General features: G+C 75.8%; 3 protein-coding genes and 1 pseudogene. 1 reads left to right on the plus strand and 3 read right to left on the minus strand.

What is annotated here, in order from left to right; all coding sequences use genetic code 11:
* Window positions 1-581: pseudogene (locus ETD83_RS39085) on the plus strand (hypothetical protein); the annotation flags it as partial.
* Between the two features lie 18 nt (window positions 582-599).
* Here ETD83_RS39085 and ETD83_RS39090 read toward each other — a convergent pair.
* The 3 genes from ETD83_RS39090 to ETD83_RS39100 all read right to left on the minus strand — a co-directional run.
* Window positions 600-1,802, minus strand: coding sequence for a VWA domain-containing protein (locus ETD83_RS39090; RefSeq protein WP_407921556.1), 1,203 nt, complete (start codon window positions 1,800-1,802; stop codon window positions 600-602).
* The gene (locus ETD83_RS39095) at window positions 1,799-4,123 is read right to left on the minus strand and encodes a DUF5682 family protein (RefSeq protein WP_407921557.1); all 2,325 of its coding nucleotides are present in this window, start codon (window positions 4,121-4,123) and stop codon (window positions 1,799-1,801) included. The genes ETD83_RS39090 and ETD83_RS39095 overlap by 4 nt, the downstream gene beginning before the upstream one ends.
* Window positions 4,120-5,172 (minus strand): ATP-binding protein (locus ETD83_RS39100; RefSeq protein WP_138650242.1); only part of this gene is annotated, 1,053 nt, incomplete at its 5' end. The genes ETD83_RS39095 and ETD83_RS39100, both read right to left, overlap by 4 nt.

Below are 5,172 nucleotides of genomic sequence, written 5' to 3' on the forward strand. Positions count from 1 at the left end.
CCGCCGAGCCCGCGCCCCCGTCCCCGCCAGCGCCCGGGCCTCAGACGAACGGAGAGATCTTCCGGGATACCGGACCGGCGACGATCCGCCGGCCCCCGCCGGAGGCGTCGCAGCCCGGCACGGTGCCGTTCGTCCAGGACCAGGGCCCGGAGCCGCGGCCGGAGTGGCCGCGGCCGGTTCCGGAGGCCCCGCCCGAGCCGTACCGGCCGCTGCGCCGTGGTCCGGCGCTGGGCGCCGGGCTGGTCCTCGCCGGGCTGCTCGCCGCGCTGGACGTCGCCGCGCTCGCCATCCTGATCGCCCGGCCGTCCCTCACCGAGGGCGGCCGGGGCGCCCTGCTGCCCGTCGTCGCGTCGTCGTTCGCGGTGGTGGCCGTGGTCACCCTGGTCGCGGTGATCCTCGCCTGGCGCGGCAGCCGCCCCGCCGCGTGGACGGTGATGGCCGCGCGCGTCGCCCGCGTCGCGATGTGGGGCGCGTGGGGCGCGCTCGTGCAGATCCAGCCGTCCGCGCTGGCCGGGCACGCCGTGCTGACCGCCGCCGTCGTGCTCCTGCTGGCGCTCGGCATGTCGCGATCACCCCGCTGACCCCGGCGCCGTCCCGGCCTACGGGGAGGCGGGCTGCCGCTCCGACCACTCCTTCAGGTCGCGGCGCTCGATCGCGGCGGCCATCAGCTCGGGGAACGCGTCCGGCGTGCACGCGAACGCCGGGACGCCCAGCGCGGCCAGCGCCGCCGCGTTCTCGTGGTCGTAGGCGGGCGCGCCCTCGTCCGACAGCGCGAGCAGCACGACGACCTGCACGCCCGCCGCCGTCAGCGCCGCCACGCGGCGCAGCAGCTCGTCCCGGATCCCGCCCTCGTACAGGTCGCTGATCAGCACGAGGATCGTGTCGTTCGGGCGCGTCACGAGGCCCTGGCAGTACGCGACGGCCCGGTTGATGTCGGTCCCGCCGCCGAGCTGGGTGCCGAACAGCACCTCCACCGGGTCGTGCAGCTGGTCGGTCAGGTCGACGACGTTGGTGTCGAACACGACGAGCGACGTCCGCAGCGACCGCATCGACGCCAGCACCGCGCCGAACACGCTCGCGTACACCACCGACGCCGCCATCGACCCGCTCTGGTCGATCGCGAGGACGACGTCCCGCTTGACGGCCTGCTGCCGCCGCCCGTACCCGATCAGCCGCTCCGGGACGAGCGTCCCGTGCTCGGGCAGGTAGTTGCGCAGGTTCGCGCGGATCGTCCGCTCCCAGTCGACGTCGGCGAGCCGCCTCGGCCGCAGCACCCGCGCCGACCGGTCCAGCGCGCCGCCGATCGCCGACCGCGTCCTCTGCGCCAGCCGCCGCTCCAGGTCGTGGACGACCTTCCGCACCACCGCCCGCGCGGACTCGCGGGCCCGGTCGGGCAGCACCCGGTTCAGCGACAGCAGCGTCCCGACCAGGTGGACGTCGGGTTCGACGGCGTCCAGCATCTCCGGCTCCAGCAGCAGCCGGGTCAGGTCGAGGCGCTCGATCGCGTCCTTCTGCATGACCTGCACGACGCTCGACGGGAAGTAGGCGCGGATGTCGCCGAGCCACCGCGCCACCGAGGGCGCGGAGTCGCCGAGGCCGGCGCTCCGCCGGCCCGGCCGGGGCCGCCCGTCGTCGTCACCGGCGCCGTAGAGCTTCTCCAGCGCGCCGTCGATCCGCACGTCGTCGCCGGTGAGCGAGACGCCCGTCCCGTCTGCCTTGTCGCCGCCGAGCACCAGCCGCCACCGCCGCAGCCGCTCCCCGCCGCCGTCGCTTCCGTTCATCGCCTCATCGGTCACGGTCATCGCTCCCATCCGAGGATCTGCAGGGCCGTGGTGGTCGCGGGGGCGGCGCGGGCCTCGTCCACGTCGTCCTCGGCCGGACGGGACGACGCGGCGGGCGCGTGGCCGGAGCGGCGCAGCCGCTCGCCGATGGCGCGGCGTTCGGCGGACGCGTAGGCGCCGAAGGTGCGGCGCAGCAGCGGCAGGACGTCGGTGAACGAGTCGCCGGGAAGCGCGGAGATCCAGCCGTCGACGAGGCGGAGGAGGGTCTCGTCGTGCATGAGCAGCAGGGCGCCGCCGGACAGGAACCCCTCGACCCAGGCGGCGGCGCGTGCGGGCGGGACGCCCGCGGACACGGCCCGCGCCATCCGGTCGGGGACGTCGTGGAGGCGGCCCGCGTCGAGGAGCAGGCGGGTGAGACGGCCCTCGATGAGGCCGTGCAGGGCGTCGGGGCGGGCTACCAGGCTCTCCAGGGTGCGGCGCCAGCGTTCGAGGTGGTCGTCGTCGGCGAGGAGCGACAGGGCGCCGTGCACGGCGTCGACATGGCCGAGGAACTCGCGGGCGGCGTCGTCGTCCAGGCCGGTGATCGCCGGGGGCAGGCCGACGCAGACGCGGACGACGAGGCCGTCCACGACCGTGCGGAGCGGCCCCGTGGACGTGCCGCGCACGTCGCCGTACCGCAGCGCGCGGACCAGCGCGGGCATCGCGGACATCAGGTGCGCGACGTCGGTGTCGACGGCGGCGCGGTCGGCGAGCGCCCGCATGACGGTGGGCAGCGCGTCGCCGAGGTCGGCGAGCAGGCAGCGCTCGGCCACGGACGTCAGGTCGGCGAGCGCGGTCGCGTGGGCGGCGAGGGCCTTGGCCCTCGCGGTCGTCGCGCCGCGGACGGTGGTGCCCCACGCGCTCGCCTCGATCAGCTCGACCTCGAACTCGGGGCGCCACGCGAGCGTCCACGTCTCGCGGAACGTGCCCTTGGAGCGGCCGGTGTCGGACGGGACGCCCCAGTCGACGTCCAGGAGGCGGAGCCGGTGCAGCAGGCGGCTGCGTTCGAGATCGGTGGGTTTGCGGAGGTCGAGGTCGTGCTCCTTGTCGAGCGCGGACGGCTTGAGCCGCAGCCGCCGCTGCTCGGCCTGCAGGTCGCGCTGGAGCGGCACCATCGGCGTCCGCTCCGGGACGGCGCCGAGCCGCTCCCCGACGACCATCTCCCTCTGGATCAGCTCGACCGGCAGGTCGGCGCCCTCGCACAGCACGGCCCGCGTCGCCTCGGTCGCCTCGTCCAGCCCGGCGAGGGGACGGCCGCGCAGCGCGGCCAGCGCCTCGGCGAGCCGGACGGCCTCGATCACATGCGCGGACGAGACGTGCAGGTCCTCGTCGCGCAGGACGCGCGCGGCGGCGGTCAGCCACCGCTCGATCGGGCGGTCCCGCGCCGTGAACAGATGGTGGTACCAGCCCGGGGACCGCACGCCCGCGCCGTAGCCGGAGCGCCCGGCGAGCCGCCCGTGCGTCCACGGCACCCAGGTCATCGCGATCCTGGCCTTCGGCAGGCCGCGCAGCGTCCGGTCGTCGTGCGCGGCCGGGATCTTCGCCTGGAGGGCCGGGACGTGCCACGCGCCGCAGACCACCGCGACCCGCTCGTGCCCCTCCTTGAGGGCGCGGCGCAGCGTCCGCCGCATGTGGGCCTCGCGCTGCTCCTCGCGCCGCAGATGCCCCGGCGGCAGCCCGGCGGACACCTGCTCCTCCGGCAGCGCGGCGAGTTGCTCGCGCAGCTCCGCCATGGCCTCCGCGATGGCGGGGAACGGCGACGGGCCGCCCTCTCGATGCTCGACGACGTCGTCCCACCAGCGTTCGGCGTCGTCGTATCCGGCGGCCTTCGCCAGCCAGCCGAGCGGGTCGAGCCGGATGCCCTCCGCCGCCTCCTCGCCGTCGTCCTCGCCGCCCTCGGCCTCGTCGTTCTCCTCCTGCTCCTCGCCCTCGGCGGGGAGAAGCTGGTGCGCGGCCGGAAGGTCGCAGAACCGGACGGGGACGCCCGCGCCGAGCGCGTACCGGATCGCCTGCCATTCCGGGCTGAACTCGGCGAACGGCCAGAACGCCGCCTTCCGGTCGCCGCCGCCGTCGCCGGAACCCGAGCCCGAGCCGGACCCGGACCCGGACCCGGCGGGGGAGTAGGCGAGCAGCGCGACCGGCGGAACCATTCCGGGGTCACCGGCCAGCTCCACGATCGGGTCGGCCTCGGGCGGGCCCTCGATCAGCACCGCGTCCGGCTTGAACTCCTCCAGGGCGCCGCGCAGCGCCCGCGCCGAGCCGGGCCCGTGGTGCCGGACCCCGTAGACCTCGACGTGGCTCAAGACACCTCCCGGCAGGCACGGTAGAAGTCCCGCCATTCCGGACGGTCCCGCACGACCGCCTCCAGGTACTCCTGCCACACCACCCGGTCGGACACCGGGTCCTGGACGACGGCGCCGACGATCCCGCCGGCCACGTCCGCGGCGCGCAGCACGCCGTCGCCGAAGTGCGCCGCCAGCGCCAGCCCGCTGGTGATCACCGAGATGGCCTCGGCGGTGCTGAGCGTCCCGCTGGGCGACTTGAGCCTGGTCCGCCCGTCGGCCGTGATCCCGGAGCGCAGCTCGCGGAACACGGTGACGACGCGGCGGATCTCCTCCAGCCCCGCCGGGGACTCGGGCAGCTCCAGCCCGGCGCCGATCTGGTCGACGCGCCGCGCCACGATGCCGACCTCGTCCTCGGTGGACTCGGGCAGCGGCAGCACGACCGTGTTGAACCGCCGCCGCAGCGCGCTGGACAGCTCGTTCACGCCCCGGTCGCGGTCGTTCGCCGTCGCGATGACCGTGAAGCCCTTGCGCGCCTGCACCTCGGTGTTCAGCTCCGGGACGGGCAGCGTCTTCTCCGACAGGACGGTGATCAGGCTGTCCTGGACGTCGGAGGGCATCCGGGTCAGCTCCTCGACGCGCGCCACCGCGCCGGTGCGCATCGCCCGCATCATCGGGCTCTCCACCAGCGCCTTCTCGGACGGGCCCTCGGCGAGGAGCCGCGCGTAGTTCCACCCGTACCGGACGGCCTCCTCCGCCGTGCCCGCCGTCCCCTGGACGAGCAGCGTGGAGTCGCCGCTGACGGCGGCCGCGAGATGCTCCGACACCCACGTCTTCGCCGTCCCCGGCACGCCGAGCAGCAGCAGCGCCCGGTCGGTGGCGAGCGTCGCGACCGCGACCTCCATCAGCCGGCGCGGCCCCACGTACTTCGGGCTGATCGCCGTGCCGTCGGGCAGCTCGCCGCCCAGCAGGTATGTGGTGACGGCCCATGGCGACAGCCGCCAGCCGGGCGGGCGGGGCCGGTCGTCGTGCTCGGCCAGCCGCGCCAGCTCCCCGGCGTACTCCTGCTC

The organism is Actinomadura soli, from assembly GCF_005889715.1.
Classification (GTDB): Bacteria; Actinomycetota; Actinomycetes; order Streptosporangiales; family Streptosporangiaceae; genus Spirillospora; species Spirillospora soli.

Bases quoted from the DNA above. Each gene is read 5' to 3' on its own strand.
- ETD83_RS39090 (WP_407921556.1), bottom strand. From the start codon at position 1,802: ATGACCGTGACCGATGAGGCGATGAACGGAAGCGACGGCGGCGGGGAG.